This window comes from Kitasatospora sp. NPDC059571 (genome assembly GCF_042735675.1).
Taxonomy (GTDB): Bacteria; Actinomycetota; Actinomycetes; order Streptomycetales; family Streptomycetaceae; genus Kitasatospora.
In genome coordinates this window covers 1-1499 of record NZ_JBHWBW010000815.1, presented here as the reverse complement: position 1 = coordinate 1499, position 1499 = coordinate 1, and the positions used below count along the sequence as shown (strand labels likewise).

The 1499-nt window shown below is 76.2% G+C and carries 2 protein-coding genes; both read left to right on the top strand.

Going from position 1 to position 1499, the window contains the following annotated elements; translation table 11 throughout:
- Positions 1–108: 108 nt before the first annotated feature.
- Positions 109–654 carry an STM3941 family protein gene (locus ACFV0G_RS39275; protein ID WP_380558687.1) on the top strand — a complete coding sequence of 182 codons (546 nt, stop codon included), beginning with the start codon at positions 109–111 and terminating at the stop codon, positions 652–654.
- A gap of 244 nt (positions 655–898) precedes the next feature.
- Entirely contained in the window at positions 899–1423 is a 525-nt protein-coding gene (locus ACFV0G_RS39270; RefSeq protein ID WP_380558690.1) for a flavodoxin family protein, read from the top strand.
- Positions 1424–1499: the final 76 nt, after the last annotated feature.

Below are 1499 nucleotides of genomic sequence, written 5' to 3'. Positions count from 1 at the left end.
GCCGTGGTGGCGTTGCCGCCCCCGGGGGGGGGGGGGGGCGGGGGGGGGGGGGGGCGGGCCCCCCCCCCCCCCGACCGGGCCGGCGGCGCCGGGAGTACCTTGTGCCGCGTGAACGACGAGAACCGGGTCCCGCCCCCGCCGACCGTGTACCACTCCGCCCGGCGCCGGGCCCTCCTGATGCTGCTCGGGTCCGTCGGGTTCGTGGTCCTGGGCGTGCTGTTCCTGGTGAACGGCGGCTCCGCGCTCCATGTCGTCGTGGGCGCAATCGCGGTGTTCTTCTTCGGCCTCTGCGGCGTGCTGCTCGCCGTCCGGATCGTCCGGGGCGGGCCGGAACTGGTGCTGGACGAGGCCGGTCTGGAGCACGTGCAGCTCGGACGGATCGCCTGGGACGAGATCGCCGCCGTGCGGCTCCGGCAGGTGACCGGCCAGCTCTTCATCGAGCTGGTGCTGCACGACCCCGCCGGGTACGTCGCCCGGGCGCCGAGGATCGTACGGATGAGCGCCGCGGCCAACCGCGGCATCGGCTACGGGCCCGCGAACATCTCGGCCAACACCCTGCCGGTCGGCACGGACGAGGTCATCGCGGCGATGGTGCGCCACTGCCCCCGGCTCGCCGTCGCGGGCTGGTCGCGCCCGGCTCAGGGCTGGTCCTGACGACGGGCTCGGAGGCTCGGCCGGCAGGAAGCGCCGCTCGCGCTCGATCCGGGTGCACGCACTCCCCTCGCGCGGCCGCCGCCGGGCACCTTGTCGCCCGTGGCCGGGGCTTCCCCGCACCGGCGGCCCGCGGGTCGTGGAGCCCGGGCCGGGCAGGGCCGCAGGACCACCCGGAAGGGGACGATCGCCCCTACTGCGACGCAGGGCGGGCGCGGACGATGGCAGGTGGAGGGTGGTGAGGACCATGCAGGCCGTCATCGTGTACGAGAGCATCTACGGCAACACCCGCCAGGTCGCCGAGGCCGTTGCGGAGGGATGCCGCCGGGCCCGTCCGGACGCCGCGGTGCAGTGCGTCCCGGCCGCGGAGGCAGGTCCCGAGCTGACCGCGTCGGCCGACCTGCTCGTGGTCGGCGGACCGACGCACATGCGCGGGATGTCCTCCGGGCTCAGCCGCCGGATGGCGGTGGCCGCGGCCGGGAAGTCCGCGAAGGACGAGGACCCGCACCCCGCCGAGGACGTCGGGGTGGGCCTGCGCACCTGGTTCCACTCGCTGCCCCGGACGGACACCGGGCACCGGGCCGCGGCCTTCGACACCCGTGGGGACGCCCGCGGCAGCGGCGGGGCGGCCAAGGGCATCGCCCATCGGCTGTCGCACCTGCACTACGAGCTGGCTGCCGAACCGACCGGGTTCATCGTCGAGGACGGCGAAGGACCCCTGCGCGAAGGCGAGTTGGAGCGGGCCCGGCAGTGGGGCGCGGCCCTGGTCTGACGCCACTCGGCGCCGCGCAGTGCGTGCAGCCGTTCCGGTAACGGGGCCGGGCCCGGTGCGGTCGCCGTCGTGGGGG

Excerpts from the sequence above, each read along its gene's own strand:
- ACFV0G_RS39270 (WP_380558690.1), top strand. The coding sequence starts at position 899 with ATGCAGGCCGTCATCGTGTACGAGAGCATCTACGGCAACACCCGCCAG.